Genomic DNA, 19,350 nt, shown 5'->3' on the forward strand with positions numbered 1-19,350 from the left:
TTAGGTTAGTCGCGGCTCATGATCCGCCACTGGCCAGCGAACATCATCGCATGCCGACAAACCATGCGTTCGTGTCCAACCGATTGGAAAACACATGCCCCAAGACCACCGCAACTGGCTCGTTACGGGCTGCTCGACCGGGCTCGGACGGGCTCTCGCCGAAGTCCTGATCGAACGCGGCGAGCGCGTCTTCGCGACCGCCCGGAAGCTCGAGGACCTGACCGACCTCGTCGAAGGCCACGAGAACGCCACGGCTCTCCAGCTCGACGTAACGAAACCGGACGAGGTGGCGGCAGCCGTCGCCGCGGTCGAGGCATCCGGCGGCGTCGACGTCCTCGTCAACAACGCCGGGTACGGCCTGCTCGTCGCGATCGAGGAAGCGGAGGAAGAGGCCTACCGTGCGCAGTTCGAGGCCAACGTGTTCGGCCTGATCGCCATGACCAAAGCCTCCCTCCCCCACATGCGCGCCCGGGGGCGTGGCCACGTCGTCAACATCTCCTCCGTCGGAGGCCTGATCGGCAATCCCGGCTCCGGCTACTACGCCGCCACGAAGTTCGCCGTCGTCGGCTTCTCTGAGGCGCTGTCGAAGGAGGTGGGTGCCCTCGGGCTAAAGGTGACGGTCGTGCTCCCTGGCCCGTTTCGAACCGACTGGGCGGGACGTTCCCTCCAGAGCTCGGGACAGCCGATCGCCGCCTACGACGAAACCGTTCACGCGCGTCTCAAACAGGTTGCCGAGAGCAGCGGGAAACAGGTCGGCGATCCCGTCCGGGCTGCGCATGCCATCATTGCCGCGGTCGACGCCGAGAAGCCTCCGCTTCGGCTCGTGCTGGGCGCACCGGGTCTCAAGATGGCGCGCCAGCAGCTCGCTGCGATCGGCGAGGAGTTCGACCAATGGGAAGAGGTGTCGCTCGGCGCAGATTTCCCAAGCGATCATTGAGATGCGCGGTTCGGTCCTGACGGATCTCGGTCTTCCGTCACGGGGCCGAAGCGTCCTGATGGTGATGCAGGAGAACCGCTCTACCTTTTGCGGTCGGCAAAGCTGCCTGTGAGCGCTCCATGATCGTGTTTGAGACCATCCTCGTCATGCTGGCAGTCGGCGTCGGCATGCTCGGGCTCGCCCGGCGTTGGCACTTGCCCTACCCGGTCCTGCTGGCACTCCTCGGTGTCGCCATCGCGATCGCACCCTTCGACGTCGAGTTTCACCTCGAACCCTCGCTGGTGCTGGCGCTCTTCGTCGCTCCGGTCCTGCTCGACGCGGCCTACGACACCTCGCTCCGGGACCTCAAGCGGAACTGGGGCGCGGTGTTGAGCCTTGCATTGATCGCCGTCGGCCTGACAACCGCGGCGGTCGCCGTGGTGGTCCATCACCTCGTGCCGACCATCCCCTGGGCGGCAGCGATCGCCATCGGCGCGATCGTGGCGCCGCCGGATGCGGTCGCCGCGACGACCGTGCTTCGCGACGTGAAACTGCCCCACCGCGTCTCCGTCATCCTGCGCAACGAGGCGCTCCTCAACGACGCGTCCACGCTGCTCATCTATCGGCTGGCGCTGGCGGCTGTAGCCTCGGGCGGCGGGATCGGGGCGGAAGTGATCGCGCCTGCCTTCCTCCTGTCGCTGGTTGGCAGCCTGGTGGCGGGTGTCGCCTTGGCTTGGCTCGTCGGGCAGGTCACCCGTCAGATCGAGGACGTGCCCTCGTCGATCATCTTCCAGTTCATCTCGACCTTCGGCGTCTGGGTCGCCGCGGAATGGCTCGGCATGTCGCCGATCCTGGCAATCGTCAGCTATGCGATGACGCTGGCGCGGCTGCCCTCCGCCTATCCGTCCGCGCGTCTGCGCATTCCCTCCTATGCCGTCTGGGAGACCGCGGTCGTCGTCCTCAACATTCTCGCCTTCCTCATCATTGGACTGGAACTGGGTCCCGTCATCGCCGCCGCTCCCGCCCACGAGCTCGGACATTGGACGCTGGTCGGCGCAGCGGTCCTCGCGACGGTGATCGGCGTCCGCCTCGTCTGGACGCTTGCGGCTGCCACATGGAACCGACGTCAGATCAAGCGGAGCCACCCGGCACGTTTTGACGGCGGCACGCTGCCGGACTGGCGGACGGGGCTGATCGTCGGCTGGGCCGGCACGCGGGGGATCGTCACCATCGCGACGGCTCTCGCCTTGCCCGGCGACTTCCCGGAACGGGGCATGCTCCTGTTCTGCGCGTTCGCCGTCACCCTCGGCACCCTCGTGATCCAGGGTCTGACTTTGCGCCCGCTGGTGAAGGCGCTTCACCTCGAAGAGGTGGACCCCATCGAGATGGAAGTCCGGCAGGCCCGTATCGCGACCGCGGACGCAGGGATCGCATCCATTCGGGATGACGGGGCGCCGGGAGCCAAGGTCCTGCGTGACGAGCTGGCCCTTGAGCGCCGTGTGGCCGAAGAGGCGAGGGAAGGCGACGGAAGGCCGACGCCACCGGAAAAGGCCGTGCGGGCCAGGGCTCTGGTCGCGAGACGAGAGCGCCTCTTGGAACTTCGACGGGACGGGACGATCGGCGACGACGCGTTCCATCTCATCGAGGAGGAGCTCGACGTCGCCGACCTCGCGGTCGCGACACGAACCTGAGGCAGGGCACGGCATGACCCACGAAGTCGACTTCCTGATCGTCGGCGCCGGCGCAGCCGGTATCGGCGCGGCGCGGCGCCTGTCCGAACTCGGCGCGTCCCCGCTGCTTCTCGAAACGATGGACCGCGTCGGAGGGCGGGCCGAAACGCGCGTCGTCAACGGGCATGCGCTCGACCTTGGCTGCGGATGGCTTCATTCGGGAGACCGGAACGCCTGGACCGCGATAGCCGAGCGGTCGGGCTTCACCGTCGATCGCCGCGCTGCGGTCTGGGGCCAGCAGTTCCGAGACCTTGGCTTCCCACGAGAGGACCAAGCAGCGGCCAGGCGTGCGTACGAAGCATGGACCGACCGCCTTGCCGACGCTGCCTCTTCTAGCGACAGGGCGAGCGACGCGCTCGTTCCCGACGGACCTTGGAACGGCTTCATCGCGGCCATGACCGGGTTCATCAGCGGCGTCGGTCCCGAGCGCATCTCAGCGAAGGACTACATCACCTACGACGATGCGTCGACGCGCAACAACTGGCGCGTCGTCGGGGGCTACGGCGCCCTGATCGCCACCGGCCTGCCGCCGTCCGCGACCGTGCACACCGGGGTTGCCGTTCAGTGTATCGACTTCACTCGGGATGGGGTTGCGGTCACGACGACTGTCGGCCTGATCCAGGCCCGCGCGGTCATCCTCACCGTCTCGACGGCGGTCCTTGCCAGCAGTGCCATCCGGATGCCCCCCGACCTCGAACTATGGCAAGCGTCCGCTGCTTCGCTGCCGCTCGGACGGAACGAGAAGGTGTTCCTCGAGATCGTCGGCGACGCGCCGTTCGAGGACGAAACGAGCGTGCTCGGCAACCCCCGGACCCGGGCAACAGGGAGCTACTACATCCGACCACTCGGGGCGCCCGTCATCGAATGCTTCCTCGGCGGGGATGGCGCCGGCGTCGTGGACCAAGGAATGGATGAAGGCTTCGAATTCGCTCGGGACGAGCTTGTGGGACTGTTCGGAAGCGACGTGAAGCGCTTCTTGCGTCCACTGGCAGCCTCACATTGGCACCGAACGTCCTCGATCGGCGGCGCCTATAGCTGCGCCTTGCCCGGCTATGCCGCGGCTCGAGCACGCCTCGCCGAGCCGTTCGACGATCGCGTGTTCTTCGCAGGCGAAGCCACACACCCGTTCGACTTCACCACAGCGCACGGCGCCCATGACAGCGGCGTCCGTGCCGCAAACGAAGCCTTCGCCGCCGTCACGCGGGGCGCTCGATTGCGTGGGTTCGCGTCAGCAAAAGTTCACGAGGATTAGCCCAGTCCGTGCCAACGATCCCGAGCGCCTTTAAGCGAGAGGCGACGCCAAGACACGACGACGGCGAGGTCGGCGCGGACGATGCCCGATCATCACGATCAATCGAGGAAAACGAGCATGAACGACCGTCCCAAGGTGATCTGCCACATGATGTCGTCCATCGACGGCGGGCTCCATCCCAGCCGTTACACGCAAAGCCCGAACGGCACCGTGCAGGACTGGCACGAGGCGTATGAAGCAGTTCATGAAGCCCTCGCGGGCGACGCTTGGCTCGTGGGCCGCGTAACGATGGCCGAAATGGCGAAGGGTGAACCGCATCGTCCCTCAGGCCCCGTCAGTGTCGAGAGGCCGCTCCACGTCGCCCGTCCCGGGACCGGGAAATATGCGATCGCGATCGACCGATCCGGGAAGCTCCACTTCCGGAAGCCCGACATCAACGGCGACGCCGTGATCGTGGTCCTTGGCAGCGACGTTCCGGACGAGCACATCGCGGAGCTTGCGGCCGACGGGATCTCGTACATCGTAGCTGACGGACCCGAGATCGATCTCGCGCAGGCGCTTCGGACGTTGCGAGTAGCGTTCGGGATCGAAAGCCTTCTGCTTGAGGGCGGGGCCGGCATCAACGGCTCGTTCTTCGCCGCAGGACTCGTCGACGAGCTGAGCGTTATCGTTGCGCCCGCGATTGTGGGCCGGGTCAACGAGCAGGGGATCGTTGCCCATGGGGACGAGGGGTTGGCGGGTAAGGTCCAACTGTCCTTGATCGGTGCCGAGCCGTTGGAACATGACCTTCTTCACCTACGGTACGCGGTGACCGCGTCCCAGACGGATAAGCAGTGCGCCGCTCGTTGAACCTGGTGAAGCGTATGGCTTAGCTCCTGACCGCCCCGATGAGCACCAGGGCATCCCGTACGATGCCGTCCAGCTCATCGGGATCAACACCCGTTCTCGAACCGAACCGCGCGTCCTCCCCGTGGTGCCGCTTGCGTGTCGCCGCATTGCAGGCGTCCAGCCGGGGGAGCAGCGACGCGCATGGATGGTTGGGCCCTTCCTTCCTGATCACGTCGACTATGGCTCCGAGATCGTCGACGGGACCGAACCAGCCGGAGTAGGCGCGCCGGAAATGCGTCTCCAGCACCCTCCGGACATGTAGCACGGCGGTCGCGGGGTCGCCGTCGCGTCGTTCGTGGAAGGCCCTCAGCGTGTCGACCGAGACCGCGTGGTCACTCCGACACAGGTCGTCCGGGTCGACGCTCTTGGCGACTGACCACTGCTCGGCGCCCTCGAACTCAATCTGGTAGGTCACCGGGCTCATGGCATGGCATGCCCTGCACAGCTCACGCACAAACCATTCGTCGTGCGACAGGACAAGGACCTGGTGGCACCGTGTCCCCAGCTCCCGCAGGGCCTCCACCGTCCGCGACCTGCGATGGCTGTCGTGGCTCGACAGAGGGTCGTCGAATACGACGATGCGTCCGGAAAGGTCGGGGTCGCGGTCGAGCTTGGCCAAGAAGAACGCCAGCGCGAGCGTTGTCTTGTCTGCTGTCGAGAGCGCGTTGCGGAAGTTCGGCGTGCTCTCGGACTGCCGGTCGCGACCGCGTCCCCGCGCGACGGGAGTGCCGCGGACGAGGAGGCCGTAGTCCGAGGCGCCGGCGTTCCCAGCCATGCTGTTAGTGATCTCGGAGATCGCGAACTTGGCGCCGAAGCGGGCAAGATAGTAGTTCACTTGGCGGTGATAGTGCGATGAGGCGTCGAGGTTCGCCGCCTTCAGCCTGTCCTGCGCAACCTTCCGCATCCGGCGCGCGCATTCATCGCGTCGCCGCACCCTGTCGTAGGTGGCGATCCGCGACGCTACGCCGGGGTCTATGCGGTCGCGCAGCTTGGTGAGGTCGCGCAGCACGGCGACCGCCCTGGCCTCTGGGATGGCCTCGACGGACCTGCGCTGGCGGAGAGAAACGTTGGCTGCCTCCACGGCTACATTGTACTTTCGTATACGCTCCTCCGCGCGTGCGGCCGCCTTCAGGCCGGCAGCGAGGACGTCCGGCGCGTTGACGGGCTCCAGCGGAGACGCGCGCTTCGCCTCCATAAGCGCGGACAGGGGCTCGTGCGCACGCGCGAGGTCGTCCAATGCCATCGAGACGTCAGGAAGCCCGAAGCCGGCAGTGTCGTGGAACTCGGCCCAATCGCGGACCAGCGTCCCGTTGTCCGACAGGATCCGGGTCATGCTGCCTGACGCCGATGGTCCGAGGGCGTCGCGAACCGTGTCCGCGACCGCGCCAACGGATTCGAGGTGGTTGCGGTAGGATTCGCTGAAGACGGCGGAGTACAGTGTCACGAGACCTTGCTCGTCGACGCCGTCCCGGCCGCACATTGGGCAGGCGTCCCCGTGCACGTGTTCAAGGCCGAACCGCACCCACTCGCCGCCGGCCTTCCCGAGTCCAAACTTGCGGAAGTGTTCCGCGAGCCGCTCCCGCGCGGAGGTGTCGACGTCCGCCACGGTCGATGCGAGGACGGAGGCGACCCCCGCCGGGGTCGCCGGTATCGGGAGCGGGGTCAGTTCGGCAAGCCTTGCCACCCTCTCCGCCTGCCGCGCGGACCGCAAGGCGCGCTCCGCTCCTGCGATGCGCTCGTCCAGTCCTCTGTCCGCCGCGTAGGCGACGAAGTCGGCGAGCGGCATGTCGCTCGGCCGGTCGAGGACCAAGGCCTGTTCGGCCGCCTTCAATCGGGCCGCAAGGCGTTTGGCGGCTCCAGAGAAGAACTCGAGCCGTCGGCCTAGGCGCACGCCGTCCCGGCCTACGATCACCGAGAAGAGCCCGCGGTCGTGCCCGAGGTCTGGCATCTCTCCCGCGTGCACGTTCTCGGCGATGAAGTGCGTGTCGAACACGTCAACGGGCAAGCGCGACGTCCAACGCTCGCCGGCGAAGCGGACGGTTCCCGAGTCCCTTGCAAGGACGATCTCGGGAGGGCGGTCGCTACCGAAGGAATGCCGTCCCACGACGGGTTCGGCAGTACCGTCCCCGGCGGCCTTCAGGATCGCCGTGAGGGTGCTCTTACCGCGTCCGTTCCGTGCGTAGATCGTCGTCAACCGCTCGAGCCGCGGGCTGCTAGGCGTGCTGAAGGCCTTCAGCACGCCGACGTTGTTGATAACGATCTTCTTCAGCATGGTGGCAAGGGCTCGGAGCGGCGGACGGGCTAGACGACACTACCTCAGGTGTCGATAGCTTCCGTAGTGCCGCCGATGCCCTTTCCACAGTTCCGGCTCACGCCATCGGCGGATGGTGGGCGTGCTTGTCAGGAGCGACCGCTCCGCCTCGATTGTTCCCATCGGTCATCCGGCGTGACCTGGTCCACCGCGGAGGGGCTCGTAGTCGATGTGGTGATATCGTGCGCCTGACCTTTCCGGCTGGACGAGGTGTCTCGGCTGCCTTCAAAGACGCGGCTATGTCGTAGACGGAGACCCGGGCCTTCGCGGGCCGACTGGCTTGGCGGAATGACCGCGTAGACGCTGCGGCGGCGCAGACACCGGTTCCACCAAGCCACAGACAGTATCCCATCTTCGCCGCTGCCGCCGAAGTCGGGATAACGCCTCGTCGAGGTGATACCGGCCTAACTTGCTGTGGCGTCCACGGATCCGCGCGTACCCAGACGATAAAAACGCGTAAGGGTGCGGGCGTAGCCTCGCTCCGGCGCGATGACCCAGAGGTCCGAGGTCCTCGCCATCCGCCCTGATCGGCACGTTGGATGACCTTCGGGATAGCCGCTCAGGCAGGGTACCAGTCGGTGAGCAAACGACCACTTATCGAGGAACGGGGCTTCGCCGAGTGAGCTCGGGGTGGGCACACCGCTTCGACGAAGTTCCTCGAGATCAGTCAAGAGACGTCGGAGAATGTCGATGTGCTCGTCGATTTGGCGCAGCGCTCCGTCGGGCGTCACGAGGATGGTCATCGTAATTCCTTGCCGATTGAAGGATGAACCAACAGCCAACAGTGGCCGCGCCACGGCGACCATCTTTCGATGGCGACTTGAAATTGATGGAAGTTGCAGGTCGTCGGTATTCGCTTTACCGCAGGCCGGCGATCCGACGTATCCGTTCCGGTGATTGCGGCTCCTAGTCGCCCTGAGATGATTGATCATAGCCCTACGCAGACGTCGCATCGAACTCGACACCATCCGCCGTCGGTGTGCATCCGCCCCTCGCGGCCGCATCGGTCACAGATCCGCTTCGACGCCTCCTCGGCCCAGTCCACGATCGCATCGACATGGTCGCTACCGTTGTGCGTCATGCGCACGGCGCCGAACTTTTCCTTGATGTCGGACCAAGCGAAGAACCCGCGTTCGTCGTCATCGAGCACGGCGTCGACCCGCCGAAACACGGTACGAAGAAGGTCGGCCCAACCGTCCCCCACGGCGAAGCTGAAGGGACTCCCTTGGAACTGCTCGGCCCAGTGCCGGCCAAGATGCACACGCCAATCTGGATTGTCGCTCATCGCAGTCCTCAATTCCGCAATGTGGTATGCAGACGGGCATCGAGCACGCCCTCGACGTATCGCTTGAGGTCGCGAAGGCTGCCTTGCGCTCCGAATGCCGCCGACAGTGCCGTCAGCTCCTCGCTGTCGAGTGGCGGCTCCATGGCGGGGTCCAGCGATCGCTCCCGAAGCAGGTCGAGCCGGATGCGGGCGGCAATGGCGGGAACGTGCGGGAGCGAAGGTAGCGGGAGCCTGCAAACCCGAAGGCGGTTCAGGAGTGGACCGGGGATCGATGTCGTCGAGTTGGAGGTGAAGAGCCAGTTGAGCTTCGACGCGTCGACCTCGGTGTCGAGGTAATGGTCGCGCCAACGTTCGGCGGAGAGAGGTTCGAGAAGCGACAGGAGAGGATCGTGCACCGACCCCGCGGAGGAACGGCCGGCCTTCTCAAGCTCGTCGACCAGAACGCCGGGGTTCGCAATCTTGTGCTGGACCCACAGGCGCACGGGCACGGACGGATAGGCTCCCGACCAACGTCGCGCGGATCCGGTCAGGCCGTGGTCCGACGTCGTCCCGGCGTCGACAGGCGCGAACGGAATGCCGAAGGCGTCGAGAAGGTCGCGACAGAGGCGGCTCTTGCCAGTCCCCGGAGCGCCGACCAGGAGCGTAGGCCGGAAGGAGACGGCGTGCCCCTCGCGGAGGTCTCCCAGGATTCGTTCGATCGCATCGACCGCATGCGGGTGCGCGTCGAGAAGATGACGACGCTTCTCGGTCAGCAAGTTTGCGGTCACGAGCGGCAGGGCCTTGCCGACGATGTCCCAGAGGCCTGACTCCCGTCGCTCTTGGGACGGCAGCGTGGAATGGGAAACCACCACGAGCGACGGAGCATCCTCGCTCAGCCTGGCCTCGAATGTCGGCTCGGCGGCAGCGCGAACGTCCTTTGCACCTGTGTCGGCGCCGTGGAGACCCGTCGCGTATCCTTCCCGATACCCATCGTCTCGAGCTTCCGTCGCAACGGCGGCCCAGAGGCCGGACGTCACCTCCACCCCTAAGTCCTTCGCATGGTCGGTGAGCGAGGTGTCCTCGCGGCGGTTTCGGCTCCGTGCCCCGTTCGCGACGGCACCCCAGCCCGCGGCATGGCCCACCATCCATTCGGCGTCGTTCAGTGCGCGTGTGAGCAAGCGGCGACCGGCGACGTCGAGCGTTCTTCCTCGAACGTTGTCGCGCAGGGATGCCATGAGGTAGGCCTCGGCGGCGCAGCGGCTGGACAGCTCGATCTGGGCAGGGCGGTATCCTGAGGTGGCAAGGTAGGTGAGCACTGTCCACCTAAGGGTCTCGTCAGCATCTTGCAGGAGCTCCGCAAGCGGGGAGTCCACAAGATGCGAGTGTTCAATCCTGCTGGCTTCGGCAACGGTATCGAGGAGGAAGCGGCTTCGCTCATGGGCGAGGCCCTCACGCACCTCACGAAGTCGATCCTCAAGCCCGGCACGGCCGCAAGCGACGAGCCCATGAATTAGATGCCGGTCGCGCAAGAGCTCGATCTCGTCAACGGAGAGCGTGCCCGCGATCTTGTCTACCATCAGCGGTCTCCGCCTGTTCAGCTCGGTAACGGAAATGCACTCATCCGAGCTAGACGCGCCCATCGACGAACTTCATGTCCGATCCGTCTCATCGAGCAGTCGGCCGACTTTCAGACGGAAGTCTTCGGCGAACGCGTCGACGCGATCTCGAACCGAAGGCATCTCGGCGAGTGCGTACGGTAGCGGCCGAAACGCCTCGACGCGGGAGGCGGCGAACGCGGACCAGCCTACCGCCTGCCAAACGAGGTCGCTGCCGTCGCCCTCGAGGTGCCAATCCTGCACGTAGGCCGCAAGTGCGGCCTCGGCAGCGACTACATGCGCGGCATCGACGTCCCCGAGGAGGGCGGCATAGATCACGCACCGCAGCCGGATGGTGCCGTCGGGGTCAGCTTCGGGCGGGAGGCTGCATGCCCGGATCGCCGCGAGGATCGCATCATCGCCGCCGCGCGCATCTTGTATCGTGCCGCGTGCGGCTTCCGCGAGCCGGCGGAGGGACTCCGTGGCCTCCGGGTGCCGCAACCCGCGCAAGGCACGGTCGACGAATCCTTCGATGTCGCGCCTGATGTCCTCGCCCAGTACGGGATGGCCGCGCAGGAGCTCGTCGGCGGACGGGAGACGCGTGCCGGAGGCGGCCGCGAGGCGGCGAGCCCCGTCGGCAAGCTTGGCCGCTCTCCGGTCCCGGCGCGCCTGGGCCATGCCGAGGATCTCTTCGTGGTTAAGGGGAACCGCGGTCACGTCACGCACCTCCGCTCGCTCGCTGATGCTCGCAGCCCCGGCTTAGCCCGCGAATCGGGCGTGCTGCCGTTCGATGCCGATTCCATACTGCTCGCCATATCGGAATGCAATGCTTTGCCTGTGAAACCACTTCGATTGCCTTCACAAGCCATCAAAATGCATGCCCCTTCTAATTGTTGACAACGACGTCCTCTCAGGGATGCTCCGGCCCAATGGCCGTCGATCCAAACCTCCTCCAGGCCGCCCGGCTGCTGGCCAAATTGTCGCTCGATGAGTTGGCCCAGCGGGCGCAGTTGTCGCGCCGTTCCCTCCAGAACATGGAGGCGGGCGAAGCCGACTGCCTGCTGTCCACGATGGAACTCGTGAAGGAGGTGCTGGAGGCGGAAGGCATCATCTTCCTGGGGGAGACGGAACTCCACGGACCGGGAGTCCGCGTCTCCCGCGCAACGGCGAAGCGCTGGACGCGGAAGCGTACAGAGAAGCGCCGCGGTCGCGCAAAGCAGGAAGAGCCCTCGGCGTGATCCCGGCGCGTCATGGCTCGAGCGGCATGGCGCGGAACGGACGGCTTGCTTCCGTCAAATCGCGGGTCGCCGAAGGACGCAAGGCCCGCGCTTTCTCAACCACCGGCGACCCTCTTCTGGCGGGCATGCTCGGGTTGGAAGCGCGCAACGACCCGGTCTGAGGCAGCACGCGTCATCTCGGTTCGCCAAAGCACTGCGATGCGTACGGGACGCAAGGCGACCGATGCAACTGGCTTCGAAGCGTGCCTTCATCTTCGCTGCATGGAGTGGCATTCAACTTATGGCGACCTGACCGCTGGACGCTCATGCCGGCTCGTATGGTCCAAGCGCGTTGCCATGAACATGACGCGCTCCGTCAAGGCGAGCAAAGCTGCCCCGATGTCGGCCAGGCAGCCCTGCATTATGACGACAACATAGGATTATTGCAACGTTACCACAGCGGCCGATGGATATTTGCGCATTCTATCAAAGGTTACGCACGAACTTTGAACCGATACTGGCGTCTGGGAAAACGTAAGACTGTAGAAGAGTCTCGCAAGCGGTCGGACGAAGCGGGCGATCGTTCGGCAGCAGCCGTTCCGCGCTCGCAAATCGGGCTACGCATCTGCCCGACAGCCAGACCGGATCCCGACTGACGCCGGGTACGGAAAGTGTCCGCGGACAGACTGGTTGGCAGGATCACGTAGAGATTCGCGGAAACCCCGCATCACTCGGTGCCTCGACCCTGACGAAAGCCTGCCGGACAGATTTGTATGTAATATAAACTACGAATACACGAACGAACACCTGATGTTTCCCGGCATCGTCACGGTTTCCGAAAAGCCGGACGAAAAGGATCCGACCAAGACCGTGAAGGTCCTCGATGTCGCGCCGGCCGACAAGGCGCGCGTCGACGTCGAGATGGCGGCCCATGGCGGCACGATCGTCGAGATCCGCAAGACCGACGGCAAGTGGCAGGTCGCGACCGACGGCGCGAAGAACCGCCGCATCACGGCGACCACCCCGATGCAGCTCACGGGTCCCGCGGCAGGGCATGCGCGCCTCCAGACGGCGGCCGATGCGACGGGACGCACGGTGTTCGGCACGATCAACAATTGCGCTGGCGGCGTCACGCCCTGGGGCACCTATGTCATGGCCGAGGAGAACATCCACGGCTACTTCATGGGAGCGCTGCCCGAAGGCCATCCGGAGGCCGCCAACTACAAGCGCCTCGGCATTCCCGAGGGCACCTATGCCTGGGGCCAATTCCACGACCGCTTCGACCTGACGAAGGAGCCGAACGAGGCGAACCGCTTCGGCTGGGTGGTCGAGGTGGATGTCGACGATCCCTCGTCCATGCCGAAGAAGCGCACCGCGCTCGGCCGCTTCAAGCACGAAGGCGCGGAATCGATCGTGGCGAAGGACGGGCGAGTCGTCTTCTATCTCGGCGACGACGAAAGGTTCGACTACGTCTACAAGTTCGTGACCGCCGGCAAGTTCGACCCGGACAACCGCGCCGCCAACATGGACCTTCTCGACGAGGGCACGCTCCACGTCGCGAAGTTCGCCGAGAGCGGCGATATGGAATGGCTGCCGCTCGTCTTCGGCGAGGGTCCGCTGACGGCCCAGAACGGCTTCTCGTCGCAGGCGGACGTCCTGATCGAGACGCGCCGGGCCGCCGATCTTCTCGGAGCGACGAAGATGGACCGTCCGGAGGACATCCAGCCGAACGGCACCAACGGCCGCGTCTACGTGATGCTGACGAACAACACCAAGCGCAAGGACGATGAGATCGACGCCGCCAATCCCCGGGCCAAGAACGCCTTCGGACACATCATCGAAATCGCCGAGGCGGATGGCGACTTCACGGCGACGAAGGGCCGCTGGGAGGTTCTGCTGAAATGCGGCGATCCCGCCGTCGCCGAGGTCGGGGCGACCTTCTCGACCGAGACCACGAAGAACGGCTGGTTCGGCATGCCCGACAATTGCGCGGTCGACACGGAGGGCCGGCTCTGGGTCTCCACCGACGGCAATTCGCCGAAGGGCACCGGCCGGACCGACGGGCTCTGGGCCGTCGACACGGAAGGCGCGGCGCGTGGCACGTCGAAGCTCTTCTTCCGCGTGCCGGTCGGCGCCGAGATGTGCGGACCCCTGCTCCTGCCGGATCTTCAGACCGCCTTCGTCGCCGTCCAGCATCCCGGCGACGGCGGCGAGGATTGGGAGGGATTCGGACGCCTGTCCTACTACGAGGACCTGTCCACGCGCTGGCCGGACTTCAAGCCCGACATGCCCGTGCGCCCCTCGGTGGTCGTCATCACACGGCAGGGCGGCGGGAAGATCGCCGCGGCCTGACGCCGGCGCCGGCCGCCGGTTTTCCCCGGCCGGCCCCGCCTTCTCCCGGGAATCGAAGGTGCGGCGGCGTCTGCGCCGCGCCTTGCCGCTTCACTTCAGGCGCCGCGCCAGATCCTTCGAGGGCCAGCAGGTCTGCGGCCGTCCGGCCTTGGCTTCGAAGGCGCCGATCGAGCGGCGTGTTTTGAAGCCGGGGAGCCCATCGGCGCCGCCGACGTCGTAGCCGGCGGCCTGCAGGCGCTCCTGCATGCGCGCGACATCGCCGCGCGAGAGACCTGTCGCCTCGGCCCATCCGCCTTCGAAGCGGCCCCCACCGGCCATGCGATCGGCGACATGGCCGATGAAGAGCGCGTAGAGGTCGGAATTGTTGTAGCTCTTCAAGACGTAGAAGTTGGGCGTGGCGACGAAGGCCGGGCCGGAACGGCCGGCCGGCATCATGAGATGACCCGTCGCCGGCAGTTCCCCTGCGGGGAACGGCTTGCCGGAAACACGGGTGACGCCGTCGGCGACGAAGGCGCGGATCGGGCGGCCCTTGTCGGGCCCCTCGCCGCTGCAGGAGACGGCGTCCGGCACGTTCGCCTCGAAACCCCAGTCGCGGCCTTTCACCCAGCCGTAGGACTGGAGATAGCGGGCAATCGAGGCGAGCGTATCGGGAACGGACGTCCAGATGTCGCGGCGCCCGTCGCCGTCCTCGTCGACCGCGAGCGCCTTGAACTTCGTCGGCATGAACTGCGGCTGGCCCAGCGCGCCGGCCCAGGACGAGCGCATCTCGGACACTTTGAGATGACCGTCCGCCACGATGTCGAGCGCCGCCAGCAGCTCCGCGCGGAACATCTCCTTGCGCCGGGACAGATAGGCCTTCGTGCCGAGCACCTCGAAGGCGTTGTGGGGGATCTTCGCGGAGCCGAAACCGGACTCGCGGCCCCAGATCGCGACGACGATCGACCCCGGCACCCCGGTTTCGGCCTCGATCCGCTTCAGAAGCGCGGCATGCGTCTTCAAGAGACCCCGTCCCTTCGCGACGAGCCCGCCGAGCTTCTTCTCGTCGAAATAGGCGGCGGGGCTCTGGAACTCCGCCTGTCGGTTGACCTCTTCCACCTTCGCGGTCTCGCCGGGCTTCTGCAGATCGGGCAGATCGAGATTGGGCTTCACCCCCTGGAACGCTTCGTCGAACACGGCGCGGGGAACGCCGTTGGCCCTCGCCGCCGGCCAGATGTCGGCTTCCAGGAACGTCCGGAAACCGGCCTCGACCGAGGTTTGAGCCCCAACGGGAGACGCCGAACAGAGAAGCACCGCGAGCAGCGCAGCGGCCCTATGGAATTTCAGGGACATGGAGAGATCTTTCAAACGCGTCGCATCACCGTCCAGACGGCGGCACCCGCGAGGATGGCCGCCGCGCAGCGGTTCAGGCGGGCCAGCATGTCGGGGCGACGCAAAGCCGTGCGCGCACGCCAGGCGAGCGCGGCATAGGGGGTGAGCACCACGACGAGGACGAGGGCGGTGACGGGAACGAGGATGGCGAAGTCGGGCAGACCGATCGCCGAGAGGTCGAGGATGGTGGGAAGAAGGGCGAGATAAAAGAAGATCGTCTTCGGGTTCGACAGCGTCACCATGAATCCGGCCGCGAAACTTCGGCCGATCCGCTCCGACGCCAGCGCCTCGATCTGCCCGACAGTCCCAGCCGAGCGCCAGAGGGCGATCGCGAGATAGGCGAGATAGGCGGCGGCTCCGTAACGGATCAGGGTGAAGACCTCGCCGAAGGCTTCCGCGACGAGGACGAGCCCGAAGCAGGCCGCGGCGAGATAAGCGAGATCGCCGAGCACGAGGCCGGCGAGAAAGGCGAGCCCGTGCCGGAAGCCCGAGCCGAGCGAACGCGCCACGAGGGCGATGACGCCGGGACCGGGGATCGCAGCCGCGATGGCGAGGGCCAGACTGTAGGCGGCAAGGCTGGAGGGCGTCATCGTCGGCTCCGCGGGGCAAGGCGTCGCCGATCGTCCTAGCAGAACGTCGCCGGCTTCAGAATGCGGTTCTGGCCCGCATGGCCGCCGACAGCGTGCCCTCGTCGAGATAATCGAGTTCGCCGCCGACCGGCACGCCGTGCGCGAGACGCGTGATCTTCACGTCGAAGCCGGCGAGCTGATCGATGATGTAATGCGCCGTCGTCTGGCCCTCCACGGTGGCGTTGACGGCGACGATGACCTCGCGCACGTCGCCGGAGGCGACGCGCTCGACGAGCCTTCGGATGGTGAGATCCTCCGGCCCGACGCCCTCCAGCGGCGACAGGACCCCGCCGAGAACGTGATAGGCGGCGGACAGGGCCTTGGCGCGCTCCAGCGCCCAGAGATCGGAAACATCCTCCACGACGACGACGAGCGTCTGGTCGCGCGCGGGATCGCAGCAGATCGTGCAGGGGTCGCGCGTGTCGATGTTGCCGCAATGGGAGCACACGACGACCCGGTCGAGCGCCTCGGCCATGGCGCTCGCCAGCGGCGACAGGAGCTGCTCGCGGCGCTTGACGAGATGCAGCACCGCCCGCCGCGCCGAACGGGGTCCGAGGCCGGGCAGCTTGGCGAGCAATTGGATCAGCCGCTCGATCTCGGGACCGGCTATGGATTTGGCCATCGTGTCGACGTTCGATTCGCGTGCGAGCGGCGGGCCTGCAGCCACGCCAGAGGATGGATCGGGCCGCGATCGCCGGACCTCGGCACATCGCCGTCCCGCCGCATCGTCCCCATGATCGGACCGGCTGCCTCAGCGGCGCGAGGCGCCGATCCGAGGATGTCGGCCGACGTCGCGCAGGCTTTGAGGCGTCCGGGGCTCCAGCCGGGGGGCTAGAACGGCAGTTTCAGGCCGCCCGGCAATTGGAGGCCGGCGGTGAGGGCCTGCGTCTTTTCCTGAATTTCGTGCTCGAGGCGACGCTTGGCCTCCGCATGCGCGGCGATCAGGAGATCCTCCAGAATGTCCTTCTCCTCCGGCTTGGCGAGGGAAGGGTCGATCGACAGGGCTGTCAGTTCGGAGCGCCCGTTCAGCGTCACGCGGACGAGACCGCCGCCGGATTCGCCGGTGGCGGTGATGTTGCCGATCTCCTCCTGGAGGCCCTGCATCTTCTCCTGCATGGCCTTGGCCTGCTTCATCATCCCCATGAGGTCCTTCATGGCCGTCCTTTCCAGTCGTTGCGTTCACCCCGTCAGGGCTCGTCGTCCTCGTCGTCGACCGGCGGGTCGTTCCGGGCGTCCTCGATCATCGCGGCGTCGCCGGACAGATCGGCCGCTTCGGCCTCCGCCGCCTCGCCGCGCAGCCTCACTCCGACGACGCGCGAGCCGGGAAAGAGTTGCAGGATGGCCGCCACCTCGGGATCCTCCGCGGCATCGGTGACGAGGGCCGTGTGGCGCGCCGCCTCGCCTTCCTCCACGGTCGGGCGTCCCCCGCTCGAGATCGTCACGGTCCAGCGCTTGCCGGTCCACTCGAGAAGCTTGCGCTGGAGATCGCCGGGAAGCGTGCGGGGCGCCTCGTCGGTCAGCTCGATCTCCAGGCGCCCGTCCTCGACCTTCACCGGCCGGACATAGCGACGGAGATAGGCGCGCATCTTGGAATCGCGCTTCTCCTCGGCGAGCGCGACGAGCGCCTCGATGGAGTCATAGCGCGGCATCTGCGCCGGCGGCTCCGGTGTCGGCATCGCCGTCGGAGCGGGCGCGAAGGTCTGCGCCCGCGCTTCTCCTCCGCCTCCGGACGCGATCGAGAGGCGAGCCGGGGGCGGCGCTGCGGTCTGCGACGACGTCGCCGGCTGCGGCGCGCGCGCCTCCACGAGGGAAGCGTCTCTCGGCCCGGCGGGCGCCGCCGGCGCCGCCGGCATGTCGCCCCCGCCGCGCAACTCGCGCAGGAGGTCGATCGGCGAGGGCAGGTCGGCGGCATAGGCGATGCGGATCATCGCCATCTCCGCCGCCTGACGGGGAGCGCTCGCCGCCCTCGCCTCCTCGACCGCCTTCAGCAGCATCTGCCAGACCTGCGACAGGGTGCGGACCGAGAGACGCTGGGAGAGGTCGAGGCCGCGCTGCGATTCGGCCGGCGCCAGCGTCGGGTCCTCGGCCGCGCCCGGCACGAAGCGGAAGGAGGTGACGAGATGGGTGAAGTCGGCGAGATCGGAAAGGATCACGACGGGGTCCGCGCCGCCGTCATACTGGTCGCGAAGCTCCATCAGCGCCGCACGCGCGTCGCCCTTCATCAGGTGTTCGAAGAGATCGATCACCCGTCCCCGGTCCGCGAGGCCCAGCATGTCGCGCACGGCTTGCGCGCCGACCGCGCCCGCCCCGTGGGCGATCGCCTGATCGGTCAGCGACAGGGCGTCGCGCACGGAGCCCTCGGCCGCCCGCGCGATCAGACGGAGCGCGTCGTCCTCGGCGGGAACGGCCTCGGCCTCGCAGATGCGGCGGAGATGACCGATCAGCTTGGCGGCGTCGACGCGGCGCAGGTCGAAGCGCTGGCAACGCGACAGGACGGTGATCGGCACCTTGCGGATCTCGGTCGTGGCGAAGACGAATTTCACATGCTCCGGCGGCTCCTCCAGCGTCTTCAACAAGCCGTTGAAGGCCTGGTTGGAGAGCATGTGGACCTCGTCGATGATGTAGACCTTGTAGCGCGCGGACACCGGGCGGTAGCGCACCTGGGCGATGATCTCGCGAATGTCGTCGATGCCCGTATGGGAGGCCGCGTCCATCTCGACGACGTCGACATGCCGCCCTTCCATGATCGCCCGGTCGTGGACGCCGGGCTCCTTCATGTGGATCGTCGGCTCGTGGATCTCGGCCGTCTCGTAGTTCAGCGCGCGGGCGAGGATGCGGGCCGTCGTCGTCTTGCCGACGCCGCGCACGCCCGTCAGCATCCAGGCCTGCGCGATGCGACCGGTCTCGAAGGCGTTCGTCAGCGTGCGCACCATCGGCTCCTGGCCGATCAGGTCATCGAAGCTCTGAGGCCGGTACTTTCGGGCCAGCACCCGATAGGGCGCGGCGGCCGGATCGGTCGCGCTCATCGGGCGGGACCGCGGGGTCGGAAGGGTCGAAGCCAAGGGAGTCGAAGCGCCATGCTCCTCACTTAAGCCATGATGCCGGCCGTTCAAAGTGCGCCGGGCGAGATGCCCGACCGGGGCGATGGTCCCCCGCGATATCGAACCCTGGGGGCCGACTTGGATCTCTCGCATTTCCAGCGCCTGCGCCGCGGCGTTCTGGCCGCGCTTCTCGCTGCCGCTTTCCTGGCCCTCGCCGTCGTCGGCTCCAGCCATGGCCAGGCGGTGCACGAACTCATCGAACAGGTCGGCTTCGCCCTGATGGTCGTCGGCATCGCGGGCCGGATCTGGTGCACGTTCTACATCGGCGGGCGGAAGTCGGCGGAGATCGTGGATGCCGGCCCCTATTCGATGACGCGCAATCCGCTCTACCTTTTCTCAACGGTCGCCGCGGCCGGTGTCGGCGCACAGACGGGAAGCGTGATCCTCGCGCTCGCGTTCGCGGCCGGTTGCGCACTTGCCTTCCAGCCGGTGATCCGTCGCGAGGAGCGTCATCTCGCCCGCCTCTTCGGCGCGCCCTACCAGGCCTATCTGGATCGCGTTCCGCGCTTCGTTCCGAATGTCTGCGCCTATCGGGACCGCCCGGAAATGACGATTCGCACGGACCGGGTCTATCGCACCTTGACGGACGGACTGGTCTTTCTCGCGGCGATCCCGCTCTTCGAAGGGATCGAGTTGCTCCAGGCCGGCGGCTATCTGCCGATCCGCCTCCTGCTGCCCTGACGCACCCGGCATCACCGAGGGTCCCACTCGAGCGGGGCCGTCGTCA

At 66.8% G+C, this 19,350-nt stretch carries 15 protein-coding genes and 1 pseudogene; 7 read left to right on the forward strand and 9 right to left on the reverse strand.

Translation table 11 applies throughout. The annotated features are described in order from the left end of the window. The first annotated feature begins 94 nt into the window (after positions 1-94). The 4 genes from ASG43_RS18400 to ASG43_RS18415 all read left to right on the forward strand — a co-directional run bounded on the left by ASG43_RS18400 (position 95) and on the right by ASG43_RS18415 (position 4,747). Positions 95-937, forward strand: coding sequence for an oxidoreductase (locus ASG43_RS18400; RefSeq protein WP_056508142.1), 843 nt, complete (start codon positions 95-97; stop codon positions 935-937). A 119-nt stretch (positions 938-1,056) separates the two neighbouring features. Then, positions 1,057-2,607, forward strand: coding sequence for a sodium:proton antiporter (locus ASG43_RS18405; RefSeq protein ID WP_056508143.1), 1,551 nt, complete (start codon positions 1,057-1,059; stop codon positions 2,605-2,607). Positions 2,608-2,620: 13 nt separating this feature from the next. Continuing rightward, entirely contained in the window at positions 2,621-3,898 is a 1,278-nt protein-coding gene (locus tag ASG43_RS18410; RefSeq protein WP_056508144.1) for an NAD(P)/FAD-dependent oxidoreductase, read from the forward strand. Positions 3,899-4,015: 117 nt separating this feature from the next. Next, entirely contained in the window at positions 4,016-4,747 is a 732-nt protein-coding gene (locus ASG43_RS18415; protein ID WP_056508145.1) for a RibD family protein, read from the forward strand. Between the two features lie 19 nt (positions 4,748-4,766). On the opposite strand, the gene ASG43_RS18420 is transcribed toward ASG43_RS18415, so the two are convergent. The 4 genes from ASG43_RS18420 to ASG43_RS18435 all read right to left on the reverse strand — a co-directional run bounded on the left by ASG43_RS18420 (position 4,767) and on the right by ASG43_RS18435 (position 10,673). Further along, positions 4,767-7,058 (reverse strand): AAA family ATPase, encoded by a 2,292-nt coding sequence (locus ASG43_RS18420; protein WP_056508146.1) that lies wholly within the window; start codon positions 7,056-7,058, stop codon positions 4,767-4,769. A 967-nt stretch (positions 7,059-8,025) separates the two neighbouring features. After that, positions 8,026-8,382 carry a hypothetical protein gene (locus ASG43_RS18425; RefSeq protein WP_156386774.1) on the reverse strand — a complete coding sequence of 119 codons (357 nt, stop codon included), beginning with the start codon at positions 8,380-8,382 and terminating at the stop codon, positions 8,026-8,028. An 8-nt stretch (positions 8,383-8,390) separates the two neighbouring features. Further along, positions 8,391-9,938: an AAA family ATPase gene (locus ASG43_RS18430; RefSeq protein WP_162244743.1), complete on the reverse strand. Its 1,548-nt coding sequence runs from the start codon at positions 9,936-9,938 to the stop codon at positions 8,391-8,393. Between the two features lie 72 nt (positions 9,939-10,010). Beyond that, positions 10,011-10,673: a hypothetical protein gene (locus ASG43_RS18435; protein WP_156386775.1), complete on the reverse strand. Its 663-nt coding sequence runs from the start codon at positions 10,671-10,673 to the stop codon at positions 10,011-10,013. Positions 10,674-10,885: 212 nt separating this feature from the next. On the opposite strand from ASG43_RS18435, the gene ASG43_RS18440 reads away from it, so the two are divergent. Continuing rightward, on the forward strand, positions 10,886-11,194 hold the full coding sequence (locus tag ASG43_RS18440) for a helix-turn-helix transcriptional regulator (RefSeq protein ID WP_056508150.1): 309 nt from the start codon (positions 10,886-10,888) through the stop codon (positions 11,192-11,194). Between the two features lie 759 nt (positions 11,195-11,953). Next, positions 11,954-13,525 (forward strand): annotated as a pseudogene (locus tag ASG43_RS18445) (PhoX family phosphatase); the annotation flags it as partial. A 90-nt stretch (positions 13,526-13,615) separates the two neighbouring features. On the opposite strand, the gene ASG43_RS18450 reads toward ASG43_RS18445, so the two are convergent. The 5 genes from ASG43_RS18450 to ASG43_RS18470 form a co-directional block, all read right to left on the reverse strand. After that, positions 13,616-14,854, reverse strand: coding sequence for a lytic murein transglycosylase (locus ASG43_RS18450; protein ID WP_056508151.1), 1,239 nt, complete (start codon positions 14,852-14,854; stop codon positions 13,616-13,618). Between the two features lie 11 nt (positions 14,855-14,865). Further along, positions 14,866-15,483: a LysE family translocator gene (locus tag ASG43_RS18455; protein WP_056508152.1), complete on the reverse strand. Its 618-nt coding sequence runs from the start codon at positions 15,481-15,483 to the stop codon at positions 14,866-14,868. Between the two features lie 55 nt (positions 15,484-15,538). Then, complete coding sequence (gene recR, locus ASG43_RS18460) at positions 15,539-16,144, reverse strand: recombination mediator RecR (protein WP_056508153.1); 606 nt, start codon at positions 16,142-16,144, stop codon at positions 15,539-15,541. A gap of 209 nt (positions 16,145-16,353) precedes the next feature. Further along, positions 16,354-16,677, reverse strand: coding sequence for a YbaB/EbfC family nucleoid-associated protein (locus ASG43_RS18465; protein WP_056508154.1), 324 nt, complete (start codon positions 16,675-16,677; stop codon positions 16,354-16,356). Positions 16,678-16,709: 32 nt separating this feature from the next. Continuing rightward, positions 16,710-18,548, reverse strand: coding sequence for a DNA polymerase III subunit gamma/tau (locus ASG43_RS18470; RefSeq protein ID WP_056508155.1), 1,839 nt, complete (start codon positions 18,546-18,548; stop codon positions 16,710-16,712). Between the two features lie 102 nt (positions 18,549-18,650). Between ASG43_RS18470 and ASG43_RS18475 the strand changes: the two genes are divergently transcribed. After that, on the forward strand, positions 18,651-19,304 hold the full coding sequence (locus tag ASG43_RS18475) for an isoprenylcysteine carboxylmethyltransferase family protein (protein WP_056508408.1): 654 nt from the start codon (positions 18,651-18,653) through the stop codon (positions 19,302-19,304). Positions 19,305-19,350: the final 46 nt, after the last annotated feature.

Source organism: Aureimonas sp. Leaf454, from assembly GCF_001424685.1.
Taxonomy (GTDB): domain Bacteria; phylum Pseudomonadota; class Alphaproteobacteria; order Rhizobiales; family Rhizobiaceae; genus Plantimonas.